This is a genomic window from Bacillus atrophaeus, assembly GCF_039519175.1.
GTDB lineage: Bacteria > Bacillota > Bacilli > Bacillales > Bacillaceae > Bacillus > Bacillus atrophaeus.
In genome coordinates, this window is record NZ_CP154443.1 from 2,612,159 (window position 1) to 2,628,762 (window position 16,604).

A 16,604-nucleotide genomic window follows, 5' to 3' on the forward strand; every position below is an offset into this window, starting at 1 on the left:
TGATCTCTTTATGTGCCTTTTTTCAGTTCTTTTATTCTGCCCTTGGTTATGATATGATGAATATTAAGATCAGGTACTAATACTATGTATTGACATGAATATAGGAGGCTTTATACATATGAATTTTTCACTGGAAGGCCGCAACATCGTTGTAATGGGAGTTGCCAATAAACGCAGTATCGCATGGGGAATCGCACGTTCTTTACACGAAGCTGGCGCACGTCTGATTTTCACTTATGCGGGTGAACGCTTGGAGAAGTCAGTGAATGAATTGGCAGGGACATTAGAACGAAACGATTCAATTATACTTCCTTGTGACGTAACAAACGATGAGGAAATCGACACATGTTTTGCAAGCATTAAAGAGCAGGTCGGCGTTATCCACGGTATCGCGCATTGTATCGCTTTTGCGAACAAAGAAGAGCTTGTCGGCGAATATTTAAATACGAATCGTGACGGCTTCCTTTTGGCGCATAATATCAGCTCATATTCATTGACAGCTGTCGTCAAAGCCGCTCGTCCGATCATGGCAGAAGGCGGAAGCATTGTGACATTGACTTACCTTGGCGGAGAACTCGTTATGCCGAATTACAACGTCATGGGAGTGGCGAAAGCTTCTCTAGACGCAAGCGTAAAATATTTAGCTGCTGATTTAGGTAAAGAAAATATTCGTGTAAACAGTATTTCAGCTGGCCCGATCAGAACATTGTCTGCTAAAGGTATCAGTGACTTCAACTCAATCTTAAAAGACATCGAAGAGCGTGCGCCGCTCCGCCGCACGACAACGCCTGAAGAGGTTGGAGATACAGCTGCATTCTTATTCAGCGATATGTCCAGAGGCATCACCGGTGAAAACCTCCACGTTGATTCAGGTTTCCATATTACCGCACGCTAAGTAAAATAGTCAAAGGCAGTCCCAATTGGGATTGCTTTTTTCTTTCTTCTGATTTTTAACATTCTGTCATATAGATAGGATATGACAGAATCGGAGGGATGAAGATGTCAAATAAAAACAGAGACGCGGATAAAAAACCGCTCATGTATATTGTTCAGCCCAATTACTCAGAAACAAGATCTTCTATGCAGGAAATTGTGATCAAGCGAAAGGTCAAAACGGCTCCGCCGGAAGAGCGGAAAAAGCCGGAAACGGCTGAAAAGCAGCATGAAGAATCTCTGAAAAAAGATATCCAGCAAGAAAAAGGTGCGGTGCAGCAGCAAGAAGCACGGAAGCATGAGGAGACGTTGCAGCAGCAGGAAGCACGGAAGCATGGGGAGACGCTGCAGCAGCAGGAAGCACGGAAGCATGGGGAGACGTTGCAGCAGCAGGAAGCACGGAAGCATGAGGAGACGTTGCAGCAGCAGGAAGCACGGAAGCATGAGGAGACGCTGCAGCAGCAGGAAGCACAGCAGCATGAGGAAACCGCGCAGCACCAAGAGGCGCAGCAACAGGAACCGGCACAGCAGCAAGAAGAAACTGAAGATCGTCAAAAAAACGAGCAAGAGCCGGCTGCCGAAGTGAAGCAGCCCGAAAAAGAACCGGAAGCTGTCCATAATGCGGAAGCGGAGGAAAAACAAACACCTCCAAGAAGAGTGAAAAAACCGATGAGCAAAATGTCCATTATTGAAAAAATTGACTTTTTAACAAAGCTTCCGCACAATATGCCAAGAGCTCTTTGCCTGATTGAAGCGAATGGGAAAACATACAGAGGGGTGATCGTCGGACGAAGAAATAATTCCGTCCTTCTTCGCACGACCGGAAACGGCGCGCCGACAGAGCTGGTAATTGATGACATCACCTCTTTGCATCCGCTTGGATTTTGATAAGTTGGGTTATGGCTGTCTGGATTACCTCCGGCAGCTTATTTAGATGAAAGAAAAAGCCTGCAGGTTTCTGCAGGCTTTTTTATCTGGGAAAGGATGTCTGTCTTTAGTGAGTGCGATTAAGAAGTCTTGGGTTTAAGCAATTGATTGCACAGAAGCAATCTAGATCAACTTCTACGCAAAAGTTTGTTTTTTCCAGACGGAACACATCGCAAACCGTATCTTTATCTGTGAAATCTAAAATGTGTTTATGTTCGTCAAATGCGATTAATAGGCTTAGTGTGGCACAGCCGTCATGGACTTTTTCTACTCTGAAGAATGCGGTATTGAAACAAGGTCCGTTATCCAGTTCGCCGACATTCCCGAACGCAACGAAAGGTTTTGATTTTGAAGTGAATATTGCGAATGGTACAGTATCGCCTAATGTATAGGATGGAGACAAAAGCTTTGAATAGCAGCCTGTCGGGCATTCTTCTTTTACTGCGCTTTGGAGATCCTCGATATTCTCAACCGCTTCACGCACACAGCTTGATGATTTCTGGCTCATATTATCCCTCCTGCCTTAAAGTTTTAAAATGACTGGCAAAAATAATGGAGAGTCAGCTGCTCATAAAGAGAGCAGCTGAATGATTTTGCATCCGTAATCAAAGCTTGGAAGGGGATTTCTTTTCATGCAAAATCAGTGTTTATCCATGATGATGATGCTTTTTGTCCTTGCTTGGCGATGTCCGGTCAACTAATTCCGGAGACAGACATTGAATCGCGCAGAAGCAGCTTAGATCAACTTCGATACAAAAGTCTGTTTTCTCAAGACCGAAGAAATCTGGATCACAAGGGTGGCACACGCTGAGTGTGTCACAGTTTACATCGACGGGCCGTAAAATAGAGAGTGTCGCACAGCAGTCGCATAATTTTTCAACTCGGAAGAAAATGGATTCGAAGCATTGCATATCATCCACAAATCCTCCGACGTTTCCAAATGTGGAGAACAATCCGCCTTTTTTATCGTACAAGAGAAACGGAATTGAGTCTTTTCCAGAAATGGTCGGGCTTAAAAGATTGGTATAGCAGCCAGTGGGACACTGTTCTTCAACTGCCTCCTGCTCTGCTAAAATCTTTTCAACCGCTTCGCATACACAGTTTTCATGTCGGCCATGGTGTTTTCCGCAGCTCATGGATTTCAGCTCCTTCTTATAGGGTATTTGACTTTAGTCTTTAACAACATATGTACGCGAGCCCCACTTGGTGTGGGTATCCGTCTATAAATTAATATATGCAGGAAAATAAGAAAAAGCAGAGCATTTTTAGCTCTGCTTTTAGGTTTAGAGAACGAGAGTGATGACTAAGATGGCCACAAGTGTGTTGGTAGCTGTGGAGACCAATGCTGCGATGTCAGCATCTACTGTTGTGACATTTACGCCGCGGGAGCATTCGATAAGAAGTTTTTGGCGGTTTACTTGTTTATTAGCTGTAAGCTGCAATAAATCTTGTGCGACTAATTCGGCAATTACTCCGTCTGCAATTGATGTGAGAGTAGCCGTAACAACAGCAGCATTAAGCGCTGTGACAACTGATGTTACCGCTTGAACGTCTGTAGATGAAACGTTGATGTCACAAGAATCTCTAATAATAATTGTCTCATCGGAGACTTGTTTGTTGAGATTTGCCTGAGCTAGATCTTGGTCGATGAAGGCATTGTTGTCGCCAAACCCATTGCCATTGCAGCAAATATCGCAATTACATTTTCTATCTTTCTTTTCTTCTTTGTCGTCTAGCGGATGGTCGCAGTCAGGATCAAGTGCAACCCAAGAATATGGTCTGCTTTCCATATCTATTCCTCCTTTTCTTTTACTATTATTAAATGAGCCAGCCTCTTACTTTGACTCAGGCATATACCCTAGTGAAAAACACTATTTTTGATTATTTATCAGGATTTTGACGTCTCTGACGGAGCTGTTCGATTAATTGTTCTCTGCGGCTTTGCGGCTTTTGGTTTTTTGGCTGTTCTTGTTCTTTTTCTTTTTCCTGTTCCTTTTTCTTTCTCTGGCTTTCAAGGAAAGCATCGGACTTTGCCTGCATGTCTTTCACTAATGCCAGAAGCATTTCTTTTTCTTCATCTGATACTTCTTTTAATTTATCCTTCGTAACGCCGTGTTTTTTAAAGACGTTGCTGACAAGCATTTTCAGCATCGGGTCTACTTCTGGAAGCTTAGCAAGCTCTTCTTTGAACTTTTCGTTATCTGCCAATTGTTTTCACCTCAACTTTAAAGTATGTGAAAAGAAAGGGTTAAAGGATGCCTAGTTCAGTGAAAAGTATATTTAATAATTGAAGTAGAATTTGTACAAAGGCCATGATATCGTCTGCTGCCAGAGTGATCCTGATATTTCGGCTGTTGATGACTTGAATGACCGTTCTTTTTTTGATCTGACAATCATCCAGGATGAGGATTTCACTTACCACTCCGTCAGCTGCGTCCTGATCGGCGATCATCAGTTGTGTCGCTAGGATAATCATTGTAGTAACCGAAGCTTGTATGGAAAGAGCGGCCGTTATATGTGTTGTATCAATGGTGATATTTTCACAATCAATCACTTCGATTTGCTGCTCGAATTCGTTGGATAATTGTTCAAATATTTGAGGATGCAGTGATTCAGCTTTTTCTTCAAACGACATAACCTTCACTCCTTTCTTATCCATACTTTATATAATGCAGATCAAGTGCAGAGCGGAATAAGAAAAACAACCAATCCGCACCCATTTTTTTACCGGACAAGATGCGATTCATGAGGATCAGGGTTTTGGCATATATGTAAAAGAGGTCATGTTTAAAAAAGGAGTGAATCAGTGGTTATCAATTGGCTTTCTTTTATTCTTCTTTCGTTTGCAGTGTTTCGCCTGGCGCGGCTTTTCGTATTCGACACCATCATGGCGCCTCTCAGAAGCCTTTTTCATGAAGAGAAGGAGGAAACAGATGCAAACGGGAATGTCGAGACGTATATTGTCATCAAAGGAACAGGCGTAAGAGCGTTTATAGGAGAATTGCTCAGCTGTTATTGGTGTACGGGTGTGTGGTGCGCCGGATTTTTAATCGTGTGCCAGGCGCTTATCCCAGCTATCGCTCAGTATCTGATTTTACTGTTGGCCATCGCCGGTCTTGCCGGAATCATTGAAACTCTTGTTTCGAAGTGGCTGCAAGAATAAGGCGAACCCACCAGAAACTTTCAAACAAAAAAAGCATAAATTAGCATATATGACATAATGAAAGGAAGGATTCACTATGAGCCAACTAAGCAAACCTTCCCAAAAATCTCCATATCAAGGTTCAACCAATCAACAACCTTATTCCAAAAAAATAAAAAAGAAAGGCTGCGGATGCGGCGGCAAGAAAAAGCCTCAGTAGCCTGGCGGAGAAACCGGAGATGTCCGGTTTTTTGTTTTTTTAGAAACAAGTTCGCTCCCCTTTGCATACATCATGAACAGGGGGGATACAGTGAGCGAATTTGAAGCGTATATAAATGGAAAATACCGGCCGCATGATGAAAAGCAAAGGGAGCATGACAAAAAGATCCGAAATATCGAGAAGGAATTAGCCCGGTTTGATCAAACCGGTATGACCTTTGAACAAGAGATCGAAACGTTTGCGGAAGAGACGGAAGCCCGGCTGAAGAAACACGCAGAATTTCCAAAACATCCATAAATCCGCAAGCGCCCTATGCATTTATCCAAGCCAAATGATTTGAGTCACATAGTGTATAGAGAGTAAAGGAGGTGCTTAATTATGGGTTTCGGATACGGATACGGCGGAGGCTGCTATAGCGGCGGAGGTTACGCTGGAGGATATTCTGGAGGCGGATACGGTTCCACATTCGTTCTTGTGGTCGTATTGTTCATTCTTCTTATTATCGTAGGCGCATCTTTTTTTGGTTAATATGATCTAACTAGAGGAAGTACGGGAACTTGCCCCGTGCTTCCTTACCTTGTGTAAATCATTCATGTGAATCAAAAAACTTGTGGGCGGACCGCAATTTTCTCACCGTGGAAAAAGCACACTATCGTGCGGCGCTCATACAATAATGTATTACTCCAACAAAAGGAGGCACATGATGGATAATCAATTTTTTAAGAATATTGAAAAGAAAACAGGCGTGAATATGAACGATGTCATGAATCTTGCCGGCTCTTTGCAAAACGCCAATTTTAAAGACGAGAATACAGTCAGAAGCGTGATTAAGCGTGTATCGCAGCTTGCGAACAAACGCGTGCCGAAAGAGTTAGAAGATAAGATCGTTGAGTCCATTACGAGCGGAAAAGAAAAGCTTGATTTTGGCACGATTTCAAAAATGCTTAACAATAAATAAGCATCACTGGGTCCTGCTGTTTTAAATGGCGGGCCTTCTTTATTTGAAACAGCCTGACAGATGGCCTGTCAGGCTGATTTCCATTTTATTTGTGTAAGGACGATCGTTTGTTCTGCAGCATAAGCGGCTGCAAAAATCTGGAGCGGTGAGCGGTTTTTCCCCGCCGATTTGCCGGACAGGAAATATACAAATGCTGTTCTGCCCGGGTCATCGCAACGTATAGCAGTCTTCTTTCTTCTTCAAGAGCGGTTTCGTCTCCTTTTCTCGCCGTTTCAAGCGAGAAATCGTGCGGAATCGAGCCGTCTACCGCTCCTAGTACATAGACCGTTTTGAATTCTAATCCTTTGGAACGGTGAACGGTCATAAGCTGGACGCCGTTTTCTGCTGTTTTGTTCTTTTCAGCAGCGCGCATATGATCGACATGAGCGAGAAAGTCAGGTATGGTCTTAAATTTCTTGGCGACAACCTTTACATCCCGGAGGTCATCCGACCCTTTTTCCAGCTTGTTTCCTTCGTTGCCGCGTTTTTTTAAATACTCTGAAAAGCCCATCTTACCTTCAGCAAACGTGATGGCTTCTACCGGTTTCATGGTGCGAAGGCTGGCGAAAAACGGCACGATTTTTTTGATTTTATTCAGCTGGAAGGGCTTGAGGTCCGGAAGCTTTGTGAGAGCTTTGACCATCGAGCAATCTTCCGTAATCGAGAGAGCCTTTAACGTATTTAAGGCTGACTGTTTTAAAAACAGTGCGGGAAGCAGATGTTTGATGGCTTCTGTATCATCTTCGTTCTGGCTGACATATAAGTAAGCCAGAATTTGGCGGACGATTCTTCTGCTGTAAAAGGATTGAACGCCGCGATCCGCTGTATATGGAACTGATGATTGATGAAGCCGTTCGTAAATGGCCCGCCCGCCGCTGTTTGTCCGGTAAAGAACCGCGAAGTCTTCCGGACGCGCGCCGTTTTGAATTTTTTCTTTTATATCGGACACGACCATAGTCGCTTCTTCCTCTTCGTCATAAGGATAAAACAATACCGGGTGCTGCACATCGTCACGGGTGGCTTCTAACGTTTTCACATACCGCTTTTTATTTTTCTTCACCACAAGATCAGCGCTTGAGACAATCGGATGAGTCGATCTGTAATTGGCCGTTAAGTAAACGGTCTTTGCCCCGGGATAATCCTTCTGAAAGTCGAGGATAAAAGAAGGGCTGCTTCCGCGAAACGCGTAAATTGACTGATCATCATCTCCGACACAGCACAGATTTTGTTCTGGGCTGGCAAGCATTTGCATAATTTTATATTGCACCGGATTTATGTCTTGGAACTCATCTATTAAAATATAAGTGAAGCGAGTCTGGTAATGTTCGAGAATATCAGGCCGCGATTGAAACAGTTCATAGCACGCGGACGCCATATCATCAAAATCAAATTGGCCATGTTCTTTTTTCTGCCGTTCGTAATGCTCGTACAGCCGGTAGACTTGTTTTTCCCACTCATCCTTTAAAGGAATGCGTTCTCCGGGCAAATAAGAGTTTTTCCAATAGCTGATCTGCTGGATTGCTTGATCGACGGGAAACTCTTTTTCATCTGCTCCTTCTTCATAAAGCGCTTTTTTTATATACTGCTCCTTTTGCCATTCCATTTTCAGCAAATGGTCTCCGTTCCATTTGGAAGAATCATAATGATAGAGAATCTTATAAAATAAGCTGTGGAACGTTCCGGTGACAAGCCTTCCTACATGTTGGGGCGCCAGTCCGTATTCATTAGCCATCCGCTCTTTCATTTCGGCGACTGCTTTTGTCGTAAAGGTCACAAGCAGCATGTTCTCCGGCGATACGCCGAGGTGTTCAATCATATGGGCGGCGCGTGCGGTCAGCACGCGTGTTTTTCCGCTCCCCGCACCGGCAAGCACAAGCAGCGGACCTTCCGTTTCCGTTACAGCCTGAAGCTGATCAGTGTTTAAACCGATCGTTGGAAAAAGAGACAAGTGCTGTGCTTCCGGTTTTTTTAGAAAAGGCGTGCCGGGGTTTATCTTTCTTGGCGGCTGCCATTCTGTCAGGACGGGAGATTTATCGGCTGAAATGGCTTTGCCTTTAGGTAAACGGAAAACGCCAGATTCCTCGTAATCTTCCTTTTTTGCTTCCTGTTTGCGGGGTGTTGAATGGCAAGCCTCTTCGCAAGCTGAGAAATCTCCTTTTTCACGGTGGAGAAATTCAGGTTCCTGAAGAATATCGAGCCGCATGATGACAGGCCTTCCGCAATGGGCGCAAAATAAATGTCCTTTTACCGCTTCTTCATAGAGGAATTGGTAATGTTCTCTCGAATATGTATGTAAATGTATTGTTCGATCATTCAGTCGGGCACATTTCAAAAAGGGGTCCTCCCACTAAAGGTGTTCATGTATTTGCAGACAAAGAATATCATAACAAAAGAATAGCGTTTCAAAAAGTAAGTTTAAGGGAAAAAGAGAGCAAAGGGGAGGGTATCATATGATATATGCTGGTCCAATCCAAAATCACCAATATGCTCAGTATGCAAATCGCACAATAGGCCATAAACAGGATTATGCCGGAACAGAAAAGATCAGCTATGTCCCGTTTCAGCGGGTATACAAGGAACTTGAAAAACAGCAGGAAAATCAAGCTGCGGCAGAAAAAAGAGTGAACAAAGCGAAACGTAAGCGGTTACTTTATAAGAATGAAAAAAGATTTGAAAAGGGAAACTTTATTAATGAATATAAATAAAAAATCTCCGATACCATTTCGGAGATTTTTTATTGCAGAATATTACATAAAATCTTTGGATATATATAGTCATGGTATAAAAATTATTGGAGTATTATTAAAAAAGTGGTGTGATTTAGTAATTTTATATTAATTCCAAATCGGTTTAATATTTTAAGAAATAGTAAAAGGCCGGAGGAATACGCTTGAAAAGATTTATTAGTGCATTTTTAATTATTTTTGTTATATCTACGATTAATTTACCAAATTACATAAAACGAGAAAAAGTGTATGCTGTATCAAAAGAAACTGATGGAGATAAAGTTATAAGAATACAGAAAGAACTTCAAGTAGTCTTAACACTTTTGAGTTAACAAAATTAGTAATTCTAACAGTTATTTAGCAAAACTCAGAAAAGAAAGTTTGCAAAAAACTATAAATAGCAAGATAAACAAATTAAATAAAGAAATGAAGAATGTAGTTGTACCTAAGGCTGTTTCTACAATAAATAAAGCTGTAAAATTTACATTAGATTTTATAATTTTATACTAGAGCTTGATCGGTTCCTTGACGAAACTGTAAGCGATATGAAAGCATATAATGCAATTTAACTAAAATGAATAATGATCTGGATATGTGAAGGTTGCAGGAAAAGCAGTTAAAAACATGGTAAAAACAGAAAAAATCGAAAAACAATTTCAGGAAAAGTGCGAAAATGGCTGAGGAAGTTGGGAAATTTGGAGGAGAAATCATTGCCAAAAACATCCCCAATATGTCTAAAAAGGTAATTTTAGATTCTCTACCTACTGAATGGAAATACACAGAAAACAATGGTTTTGCTCATGTTAGAGATACTAGTGGAAACATCCGAATGAGAATTGATCCTCATGATAAAATGACAAAGTACGAGCATGTTCATTTATTTGATAAAAATGGTAATCCACTTGATAAAAATTTGAGTATAGTCGATAGAAAAAGCCCAGATGCTCATATCCCATATAAGAAGTGAGGTAATTAATTATGAAAGCTGAGCAGATTCAAAGCGATATTGAAAGTTTAAATTATTGGGATGCAAGGGTACTACAATTAGAATCCCGTTTTTTCGGTGATGAAATAACAATGACTTTTGAAGACACGAATTATAATGTGAAATTATCTTTTACTGGTTGTTCAAAATTCTCATTTGTCACCACTGCTGACGATAGAATAAATCCCCTAAAAGATATGACTAAATCACAAATTCCTTATTTTCTTCAGGATGTTGGAATTTCAGAGGTTCAGAGCGAAGGGAAGGACTTATTAAAATGTGAAATTTTAATGCCCCCTTTAAATGTAGAAATAGTATGTAATACTATTTCTATTACTAAAGTATAAATTTATAAAAAAAACATAGGCCCTATCATTAGGGCCTTATGTTATGCAAACAGCTTTGTCCATATTACTTTTCCAACTAAACGTTTATTTAATTTGAGTGATTATACATATAGAAAGATTAAAAAGATCTATATTTAATCATTTGCAAATGGGGAATGCCGGCATCGAGAAATTCCTCTTTCGATGAGACCTTGTATCCCTGTTTTTCATAAAACGGCACTGCCTGAGTCTGTGCGTTTAAAATAAAACCGGACACGCCGCGGGCTTCTGCCGCTTTTTCCAGCGCCTGCATAATGATGACTCCGACGCCCGAAGAGCGGTGGCTTTTTAATACGCAAATCCGCTCTAATTTGCCGAGCCCTTCTTTAAGCCGCCATCTTCCGGCGCCGACCGGCTGATCTCCATCATACACCACGATATGCTCTGATTCGTTTTCGAGCTCATCAATTTCTTCTTCAACTGGTACGTTTTGTTCTTTGACAAAGACTTCTTTTCTTACATAAAATGCATCTTTCATTTGTTCTTCATTTTTTGCGATAACTGCTTCCAAGTCTCTTATTCTCCTCCGCCTAACAAAAATGTTTCATATACAGTCCATGATCCGTTTTCTAACTGGTACATTAAGTGAAAGCGGTCGATTACTTCTTCATGGGATACTTCCTGCATTTTTAACTGCCCCAGCACGTCGGAATGCTCATCGTCTGAAAGGTCTTGGGCGACTGTTACATGCGGGACAAAGCTGTATTCCGGTTCTGCGGCTAAAACACCACTGTATAATTGTTCATTCAGCTCTTTTAATTCGTCTGTCGGCTCAGCTTTAATATAAATCACGTTATTCACAGGAGCAAAAGAGCTGTATTTTGTTAATTTTAAAACAATCGGGTGTGATTCCTTTGCAATTTGTCTTAATTGCGACACCATCTGAGATGCTTCTTGCTCAGAAGATTCAAACGGGGGTCTGAGTGTTAGGTGAGGCGGGATAAGTGCATAGCTTGGGTCATAGCGCTTTCTGTAAGAGTTTGCAAGATCCTGCAGTTTTTTTGATGGAAATAAAACAATTCCGTATTTCATGATATTACCTCCCTGAATTGTTTGATCATAATGAGTATAGCAAGCGATTGGATGACTTACAGCATTTTTTTCAGCGCCGGAGTAATTAACGGCTGCCAGTAGGTCCATTTATGATCTCCGTCAAACGTATCATAATAATATTCCGACTGTTTTTGTTCAATTAGCTGTTTGAGCTCCAAATTCGGTGCTGTAAAATCTAAGATTTGTCCGTCTGTTGTATGGACGTCTGTTTCCTTTTCGCCGATTTGATGATAAATAGAGATATTCTTCATATCATCTGACCGGCTGACAGCCTCCAGTACATGATGGTCAACGTATGGCGATTGCATAATCACGTTGCCGAACATATTCGGGTAATCAAGAGCTGTCATTAAGGAAACAGTGGCTCCGAGAGAATCACCGATCAGCGTTCGGCCGTATCCAACCTCGTACGTAGGATATTCGCTGTCAGCATAAGGGATCAGTTCATTTGCGATAAACCGCTTATAGCTTGCAAATTTAGAGCCTTCCGGATGATACATTTCCCTGCGTTCTTTGACGTTCTTATAAGGAACGCCGATGATGATGCTGCGGTCAATCTCTCTTTTTGAGAGAAGATCTTCCACCTGACGGCCGATTCTGCCCAGCCTAAAATAATCATGACCGTCCTGGGCTATAATAAGGTGATACTTATAAAGAGGGGAGTAGACTGACGGCAAATAGACCAGTATTGTCATTTCCCCGCCAAGCTCTTCTGAAAAAAGCTTCTTTTCATGAATTACTCCGGTTTTTGGTGCCACAATAAATTCCTCCAGGCCATCTAAAGTCTTCACATATGTTATGTATCCTTTATTGTACCACGAATTGTTAGAAATTTCTCTCTTTAGAACATCTTCTGTGAGTGTTTGCAGCCGATTCACCAGTAGATCTAAAAAACTGTTGAAATATAAAATGAATTACGCTAATATAAAACAATCAGAAAATTTAGAGACATTCTTATCGTGAGAGGTGGAGGGACTGGCCCTTTGAAACCTCAGCAACCGGTTTGCTTTGCCAAGAAAGGCGAAGTGCCAAGGTGCTAAATCCAGCAAGCGATTTTTGTGCTTGGAAGATAAGAGGAAGTGTAAAACCCCTTCTTCTTATGAAGCAAGGGGTTTTTTATTTTGAAAAGGGATGGTGTTTGTTCTATGTCAGAGCATATTGAAACGAAATTAGCCCAAATCGGAAACCGCAGCGAAGAAACGACGGGAACTGTAAACCCGCCGATTTATTTATCAACGGCCTACCGTCACAAAGGCATCGGCGAATCGACCGGATTTGATTATGTCCGGACGAAAAATCCGACACGCCAGCTTGTCGAAGATGCGATCGCAAGCCTAGAGAACGGCGCAAGAGGGTTTGCTTTCAGTTCAGGCATGGCCGCCATCCAAACGATTATGGCCTTATTCAAAAGCGGTGATGAACTGATTGTCTCCTCAGACTTGTACGGCGGCACATACCGTCTGTTTGAAAATGAATGGAGAAAATACGGATTGAGCTTCCTTTACGATGATTTCACAGACGAAGACTGTTTACGCTCAAAAATAACGAAAAACACAAAAGCGGTGTTCGTGGAAACGCCGACAAATCCGCTGATGCAGGAAGCTGATATCGAAAACATCGCCCGGATTACCAATGAGTTAGGCTTGCTTCTCATTGTGGACAATACATTTTACACGCCGATTTTGCAGCGTCCCTTGGAACTTGGGGCAGATATTATCATTCACAGTGCGACGAAGTATTTGGGCGGGCATAATGATTTGCTTGCCGGTCTTGTCGTCGTGAAAGATGAGGAGCTTGGTGAGGAAATGTTTCAGCACCAAAATGCGATTGGCGCCGTTCTTCCGCCATTTGATTCCTGGCTTTTAATGAGGGGAATGAAGACGTTGGGCCTCAGAATGCGCCAGCACCAAGAGAATGCGCAGGAGCTTGCGGCATTTTTGGAAGAGCAAGATGAAATCGCCGATGTGCTGTATCCGGGCAAAGGCGGTATGCTGTCATTCCGTTTGCAGAAAGAAGAATGGGTGAATCCGTTTTTAAAAGCCTTGCAGACGATTTGTTTTGCGGAAAGCCTTGGCGGGGTAGAAAGCTTTATTACATATCCCGCGACCCAAACCCATATGGATATTCCGGAAGACATCCGAATCGCAAACGGCGTCTGCAATCGTTTGCTTCGCTTTTCAGTCGGTATTGAGCACGCCGAAGATTTAAAACAAGACTTAAAACAGGCGCTACGTCAGGTCAAAGAGGGAGCTGTTTCATTTGAGTAATCATAATTGGACGCTGGAAACCCAGCTCGTCCACAATCCATTTAAAACAGACGGAGCAACAGGGGCAGTCAGTGTGCCGATCCAGCATGCCTCAACTTTTCACCAATCATCGTTTGAAGAGTTTGGCGCATTTGATTACAGCCGCTCAGGCACGCCGACTAGAACGGCTCTGGAGGAAACGATTGCGGCTTTAGAAGGCGGAACGAGAGGGTTTGCCTTCAGTTCGGGGATGGCCGCCATTTCAACGGCTTTCTTGCTGCTTTCACAGGGTGACCATGTATTAGTGACAGAAGATGTGTATGGCGGAACATTCCGTATGGTGACAGAGGTTTTGACCCGCTTTGGGATTGAGCATACCTTTGTCGATATGACCGATGTAAATGAAATCGCCCGGAACATTCAGCCAAATACTAAAGTCATTTACATGGAAACCCCATCAAACCCTACGCTTGGTATTACTGACATTAAAGCAGTCGTCAAGCTGGCGAAGGAGAATGGCTGTCTGACATACTTGGATAACACGTTTATGACACCGGCATTGCAGAGACCGCTTGATCTCGGGGTAGACATCGTGCTTCACAGCGCCACAAAGTTTTTGAGCGGACACAGCGATGTTTTATCCGGGCTTGCGGCTGTTAAAGATAAAGAACTGGGGCGCGAACTGTATAAACTGCAAAACGCATTCGGCGCTGTCCTTGGTGTGCAAGATTGCTGGCTCGTACTGCGCGGTTTAAAAACATTGCAGGTCCGGTTAGAAAAAGCAAGCCAGACGGCACTGCGTCTTGCGGAATATTTCCAGCAGCATCCGGCCGTAAAACGTGTGTATTACCCAGGGCTGTCTGATCATGCGGGCGCCGCTATCCATAAAAGCCAATCAAGCGGAGCGGGCGCCGTACTTTCATTTGAGCTTGAAAGCAAAGAGGCCGTCAAAAAATTGGTGGAAAACGTATCACTCCCGGTCTTTGCTGTCAGTCTCGGCGCAGTGGAATCCATTTTGTCATACCCGGCGACGATGTCCCATGCGGCGATGCCTAAGGAAGAACGTGAAAAACGCGGCATCACTGACGGATTATTGCGGCTCAGTGTGGGAGTCGAAAATGCAGATGATTTAGAACGCGATTTCGAACAAGCGCTGAAAGAAATAGTGCCTGTAGCTGCGCGGTAAAAAAGAAGCCGGGGACACTCGGCTTCTTTCTATAATGATATCCTTGGTCTTTTTTCAGTTTTTGCCTATATTGTTCGATTCTCTTCCTTTGTCCTTCGATCGTATAAAAATCGCAAGCGGAGTCATTGAAAACAGTTCAAAGAAATCTCGATTCTCGCTTTGTAACTTCAGGTTTCCTTCAGCATCGTCTATCGGTAAGGGCCTTATATAAATGGTATTTTCTTTTATCATGCCATGATCTCTTCGTTATCTCTATCGCATTAGTTTTTTATCATTCTAAGAAAATCTCAGAAATCCTTCTTATAAAAAGGAAGAAAACCAATTTCCCATAAAAGTACCGACATAGTTGCCGATTAAGTAGCCAAGCGTTCCGACCAGCATAATCGGCGCGACAAGCTCCCGCCATCCCTTTGCTATCGCCATTGCCGCAGCTGTCGTCGGCCCGCCTACTGTGGCGTTCACGGCAAGCAGAATTTCCTCAAGGCGGACGCGGAACAGTTTTCCGACAAGGAGAGAAACGATTAAATTGCTGATCGCAATGAGGAACACAAATAATAGAATAAGCGGCGCATTGGTCACAATTAAACGGAGGTCGGCAGGAATACCTATCACCACAAAAAACAAATAAATGAAATAGGTTCCCAGCTCCTGAGACCCATTGAGCTTTTCAAAAAAGCGAGGGAAAAGAAAAATCACAAGGACGGTCAAAGTCGTAAGTACAAGATACTGATCGCCAAACGTCCCGGTCAAAAGGGGATGAGAAAAAACACTCTTAAAAAAACCAGCAATCTTAACGCTCACTGCGACAAGCGCAAAAGCAGCGCCCATATTAAACGCAATATCCTTTAAGGAAATACTTTTCCGTTTCCAATAGCTTTCCGCACTATTTTCTCCGTTTCCTTCCGCCTTTACTTTGTCTTCAAACGGCATATCATAATGTATTTGAAACCACTTCAGAGCGGGAATGCTGATTAATATAAAAAACAGCAACGCCATCATGAAATTGTCAGCCACCACAGTCGCCGAAACATATTCACCCGGCGTCTCAAACTTCGCAGCCATCGCCGCAAAATTAATTCCTCCGCCGATATAAGAAGCGCTGATCATACCGCCGATTTTATCAAGAAAAGGAATATGATTTTTCAAAAGAAAAAAAGCCGCAATGCTGCCAAGCACCGTTCCCCCCGCGCTTACCAGAAAGATAAACAGCAAACGCCTGCTTTCGCTAAAAATCTGACGCACATTGATCTGAAACAGCAAAAGAGGAATCGCAAGCGGCACAACATATGCCCACACCGAATCATACACAGGGGATTCAACAGGGAGCACCCCGATATTCGTAAATAACATCGCCCCGACAAGCGCCAATATTGCTCCGGAAATAGCAGAAGCCCATTTAAAGCGCTGTTCGAAATAGATACTAACCGCGGCCCACACCGCGATAAATCCCCACAGCACCCAAACATCGTCAGAAGAAATAAAAGAATTCACTCAACCACCCCTATTTATTTGAAAATTAAAATAATTATAAGTGTGAAAAGACAGCAGAGCAAGAGAAGATAAAGTTTTTATAAAAAAGATGTTGACGGAAAGCACATTAGCACATATAATAGAACTTGTCAGTAAGACAACCAACATACCCAGCAACACATACATACCATGATTCCGTAGCTCAGCTGGGAGAGCGCTACCTTGACAGGGTAGAGGTCGCTGGTTCGAGCCCAGTCGGAATCATAGCTTAAACTCTTGCGTAGCAAGGGTTTTTTTTACTTTTTGTATTTAGTGATTTTATATCTTTCATCG

At 42.7% G+C, this 16,604-nt stretch carries 22 protein-coding genes, 1 tRNA gene, 1 pseudogene and 1 riboswitch; of the genes and pseudogenes, 13 read left to right on the plus strand and 11 right to left on the minus strand.

Annotated features, from left to right (window positions below):
• Nucleotides 1-118 precede the first annotated feature (118 nt).
• On the plus strand, nucleotides 119-895 hold the full coding sequence (fabI, locus tag AAHT65_RS13165) for an enoyl-ACP reductase FabI (RefSeq protein ID WP_010788262.1): 777 nt from the start codon (nucleotides 119-121) through the stop codon (nucleotides 893-895).
• A gap of 104 nt (nucleotides 896-999) precedes the next feature.
• Nucleotides 1,000-1,821 (plus strand): CotO family spore coat protein, encoded by an 822-nt coding sequence (locus AAHT65_RS13170; protein ID WP_343310342.1) that lies wholly within the window; start codon nucleotides 1,000-1,002, stop codon nucleotides 1,819-1,821.
• A 106-nt stretch (nucleotides 1,822-1,927) separates the two neighbouring features.
• On the opposite strand, the gene cotZ is transcribed toward AAHT65_RS13170, so the two are convergent.
• From cotZ to AAHT65_RS13195, 5 genes are all read right to left on the minus strand, one after another.
• Nucleotides 1,928-2,368, minus strand: coding sequence for a spore coat protein CotZ (gene cotZ, locus AAHT65_RS13175; RefSeq protein WP_003327550.1), 441 nt, complete (start codon nucleotides 2,366-2,368; stop codon nucleotides 1,928-1,930).
• 139 nt (nucleotides 2,369-2,507) lie between these two features.
• Nucleotides 2,508-2,996 carry a spore coat protein CotY gene (gene cotY, locus AAHT65_RS13180; RefSeq protein WP_061571244.1) on the minus strand — a complete coding sequence of 163 codons (489 nt, stop codon included), beginning with the start codon at nucleotides 2,994-2,996 and terminating at the stop codon, nucleotides 2,508-2,510.
• Between the two features lie 147 nt (nucleotides 2,997-3,143).
• Nucleotides 3,144-3,650: a spore coat protein CotX gene (gene cotX, locus AAHT65_RS13185; protein ID WP_088116939.1), complete on the minus strand. Its 507-nt coding sequence runs from the start codon at nucleotides 3,648-3,650 to the stop codon at nucleotides 3,144-3,146.
• A gap of 91 nt (nucleotides 3,651-3,741) precedes the next feature.
• Nucleotides 3,742-4,068, minus strand: a complete 327-nt coding sequence (locus tag AAHT65_RS13190) for a spore coat protein (RefSeq protein ID WP_088116940.1) — start codon at nucleotides 4,066-4,068, stop codon at nucleotides 3,742-3,744.
• A gap of 40 nt (nucleotides 4,069-4,108) precedes the next feature.
• On the minus strand, nucleotides 4,109-4,495 hold the full coding sequence (locus tag AAHT65_RS13195; RefSeq protein ID WP_003327544.1) for a spore coat protein: 387 nt from the start codon (nucleotides 4,493-4,495) through the stop codon (nucleotides 4,109-4,111).
• Nucleotides 4,496-4,666: 171 nt separating this feature from the next.
• Here AAHT65_RS13195 and AAHT65_RS13200 point away from each other — a divergent pair, with 171 nt between their 5' ends.
• The 4 genes from AAHT65_RS13200 to AAHT65_RS13215 all read left to right on the plus strand — a co-directional run bounded on the left by AAHT65_RS13200 (nucleotide 4,667) and on the right by AAHT65_RS13215 (nucleotide 6,180).
• Nucleotides 4,667-5,023: a DUF1360 domain-containing protein gene (locus tag AAHT65_RS13200; RefSeq protein ID WP_343310344.1), complete on the plus strand. Its 357-nt coding sequence runs from the start codon at nucleotides 4,667-4,669 to the stop codon at nucleotides 5,021-5,023.
• A gap of 289 nt (nucleotides 5,024-5,312) precedes the next feature.
• Entirely contained in the window at nucleotides 5,313-5,519 is a 207-nt protein-coding gene (locus tag AAHT65_RS13205; RefSeq protein ID WP_088116941.1) for a hypothetical protein, read from the plus strand.
• An 81-nt stretch (nucleotides 5,520-5,600) separates the two neighbouring features.
• Nucleotides 5,601-5,750 carry a YjcZ family sporulation protein gene (locus AAHT65_RS13210; RefSeq protein ID WP_003327540.1) on the plus strand — a complete coding sequence of 50 codons (150 nt, stop codon included), beginning with the start codon at nucleotides 5,601-5,603 and terminating at the stop codon, nucleotides 5,748-5,750.
• Nucleotides 5,751-5,925: 175 nt separating this feature from the next.
• Nucleotides 5,926-6,180: a stage VI sporulation protein F gene (locus AAHT65_RS13215; RefSeq protein ID WP_003327539.1), complete on the plus strand. Its 255-nt coding sequence runs from the start codon at nucleotides 5,926-5,928 to the stop codon at nucleotides 6,178-6,180.
• A gap of 85 nt (nucleotides 6,181-6,265) precedes the next feature.
• On the opposite strand, the gene AAHT65_RS13220 is transcribed toward AAHT65_RS13215, so the two are convergent.
• On the minus strand, nucleotides 6,266-8,551 hold the full coding sequence (locus tag AAHT65_RS13220; protein ID WP_343310345.1) for an ATP-dependent helicase: 2,286 nt from the start codon (nucleotides 8,549-8,551) through the stop codon (nucleotides 6,266-6,268).
• Between the two features lie 118 nt (nucleotides 8,552-8,669).
• Between AAHT65_RS13220 and AAHT65_RS13225 the strand changes: the two genes are divergently transcribed.
• From AAHT65_RS13225 to AAHT65_RS13240, 4 genes are all read left to right on the plus strand, one after another.
• Entirely contained in the window at nucleotides 8,670-8,924 is a 255-nt protein-coding gene (locus AAHT65_RS13225; RefSeq protein ID WP_003327536.1) for a hypothetical protein, read from the plus strand.
• A 185-nt stretch (nucleotides 8,925-9,109) separates the two neighbouring features.
• Complete coding sequence (locus AAHT65_RS13230) at nucleotides 9,110-9,277, plus strand: hypothetical protein (protein WP_343310346.1); 168 nt, start codon at nucleotides 9,110-9,112, stop codon at nucleotides 9,275-9,277.
• Nucleotides 9,278-9,618: 341 nt separating this feature from the next.
• Nucleotides 9,619-9,912: a transposase gene (locus AAHT65_RS13235; RefSeq protein ID WP_343310347.1), complete on the plus strand. Its 294-nt coding sequence runs from the start codon at nucleotides 9,619-9,621 to the stop codon at nucleotides 9,910-9,912.
• A gap of 11 nt (nucleotides 9,913-9,923) precedes the next feature.
• Complete coding sequence (locus tag AAHT65_RS13240) at nucleotides 9,924-10,277, plus strand: hypothetical protein (RefSeq protein ID WP_315916741.1); 354 nt, start codon at nucleotides 9,924-9,926, stop codon at nucleotides 10,275-10,277.
• Between the two features lie 118 nt (nucleotides 10,278-10,395).
• Here the strand turns inward: AAHT65_RS13240 and AAHT65_RS13245 are convergent, their stop codons facing one another.
• The 3 genes from AAHT65_RS13245 to AAHT65_RS13255 are packed head-to-tail and all read right to left on the minus strand — an operon-like array spanning nucleotide 10,396 to nucleotide 12,127.
• Nucleotides 10,396-10,827 (minus strand): GNAT family N-acetyltransferase, encoded by a 432-nt coding sequence (locus AAHT65_RS13245; protein WP_106359753.1) that lies wholly within the window; start codon nucleotides 10,825-10,827, stop codon nucleotides 10,396-10,398.
• Nucleotides 10,828-10,832: 5 nt separating this feature from the next.
• The gene (locus tag AAHT65_RS13250; protein ID WP_106271850.1) at nucleotides 10,833-11,348 is read right to left on the minus strand and encodes a YjcG family protein; all 516 of its coding nucleotides are present in this window, start codon (nucleotides 11,346-11,348) and stop codon (nucleotides 10,833-10,835) included.
• 56 nt (nucleotides 11,349-11,404) lie between these two features.
• Nucleotides 11,405-12,127, minus strand: coding sequence for an esterase family protein (locus tag AAHT65_RS13255; RefSeq protein WP_343310348.1), 723 nt, complete (start codon nucleotides 12,125-12,127; stop codon nucleotides 11,405-11,407).
• A 193-nt stretch (nucleotides 12,128-12,320) separates the two neighbouring features.
• Nucleotides 12,321-12,445: riboswitch (SAM riboswitch) on the plus strand.
• A 69-nt stretch (nucleotides 12,446-12,514) separates the two neighbouring features.
• Here AAHT65_RS13255 and AAHT65_RS13260 point away from each other — a divergent pair.
• Both AAHT65_RS13260 and metC read left to right on the plus strand, forming a co-directional pair.
• On the plus strand, nucleotides 12,515-13,636 hold the full coding sequence (locus AAHT65_RS13260; RefSeq protein WP_010788272.1) for a methionine biosynthesis PLP-dependent protein: 1,122 nt from the start codon (nucleotides 12,515-12,517) through the stop codon (nucleotides 13,634-13,636).
• The gene (gene metC / locus AAHT65_RS13265) at nucleotides 13,629-14,801 is read left to right on the plus strand and encodes a cystathionine beta-lyase (protein WP_315916744.1); all 1,173 of its coding nucleotides are present in this window, start codon (nucleotides 13,629-13,631) and stop codon (nucleotides 14,799-14,801) included. The genes AAHT65_RS13260 and metC overlap by 8 nt, the downstream gene beginning before the upstream one ends.
• A 31-nt stretch (nucleotides 14,802-14,832) precedes the next feature.
• On the opposite strand, the pseudogene AAHT65_RS13270 reads toward metC, so the two are convergent.
• Both AAHT65_RS13270 and AAHT65_RS13275 read right to left on the minus strand, forming a co-directional pair.
• Nucleotides 14,833-15,032, minus strand: a pseudogene (locus AAHT65_RS13270) (GNAT family N-acetyltransferase); the annotation flags it as partial.
• A gap of 69 nt (nucleotides 15,033-15,101) precedes the next feature.
• Nucleotides 15,102-16,292, minus strand: a complete 1,191-nt coding sequence (locus AAHT65_RS13275) for a DUF819 family protein (protein WP_268521326.1) — start codon at nucleotides 16,290-16,292, stop codon at nucleotides 15,102-15,104.
• Nucleotides 16,293-16,462: 170 nt separating this feature from the next.
• Here AAHT65_RS13275 and AAHT65_RS13280 point away from each other — a divergent pair.
• Nucleotides 16,463-16,535, plus strand: a tRNA-Val gene (locus tag AAHT65_RS13280).
• The last annotated feature ends 69 nt before the right edge of the window (nucleotides 16,536-16,604 follow it).

Coding starts and splice junctions, on each gene's coding strand:
- AAHT65_RS13250 (WP_106271850.1), bottom strand. CDS start 11,348: ATGAAATACGGAATTGTTTTATTTCCATCAAAAAAACTGCAGGATCTT.
- cotX (WP_088116939.1), bottom strand. CDS start 3,650: ATGGAAAGCAGACCATATTCTTGGGTTGCACTTGATCCTGACTGCGAC.
- AAHT65_RS13215 (WP_003327539.1), top strand. CDS start 5,926: ATGGATAATCAATTTTTTAAGAATATTGAAAAGAAAACAGGCGTGAAT.
- cotZ (WP_003327550.1), bottom strand. CDS start 2,368: ATGAGCCAGAAATCATCAAGCTGTGTGCGTGAAGCGGTTGAGAATATC.
- AAHT65_RS13210 (WP_003327540.1), top strand. CDS start 5,601: ATGGGTTTCGGATACGGATACGGCGGAGGCTGCTATAGCGGCGGAGGT.
- AAHT65_RS13240 (WP_315916741.1), top strand. CDS start 9,924: ATGAAAGCTGAGCAGATTCAAAGCGATATTGAAAGTTTAAATTATTGG.
- cotY (WP_061571244.1), bottom strand. CDS start 2,996: ATGAGCTGCGGAAAACACCATGGCCGACATGAAAACTGTGTATGCGAA.
- AAHT65_RS13195 (WP_003327544.1), bottom strand. CDS start 4,495: ATGTCGTTTGAAGAAAAAGCTGAATCACTGCATCCTCAAATATTTGAA.
- fabI (WP_010788262.1), top strand. CDS start 119: ATGAATTTTTCACTGGAAGGCCGCAACATCGTTGTAATGGGAGTTGCC.
- AAHT65_RS13225 (WP_003327536.1), top strand. CDS start 8,670: ATGATATATGCTGGTCCAATCCAAAATCACCAATATGCTCAGTATGCA.
- AAHT65_RS13260 (WP_010788272.1), top strand. CDS start 12,515: ATGTCAGAGCATATTGAAACGAAATTAGCCCAAATCGGAAACCGCAGC.
- AAHT65_RS13170 (WP_343310342.1), top strand. CDS start 1,000: ATGTCAAATAAAAACAGAGACGCGGATAAAAAACCGCTCATGTATATT.
- AAHT65_RS13235 (WP_343310347.1), top strand. CDS start 9,619: ATGGCTGAGGAAGTTGGGAAATTTGGAGGAGAAATCATTGCCAAAAAC.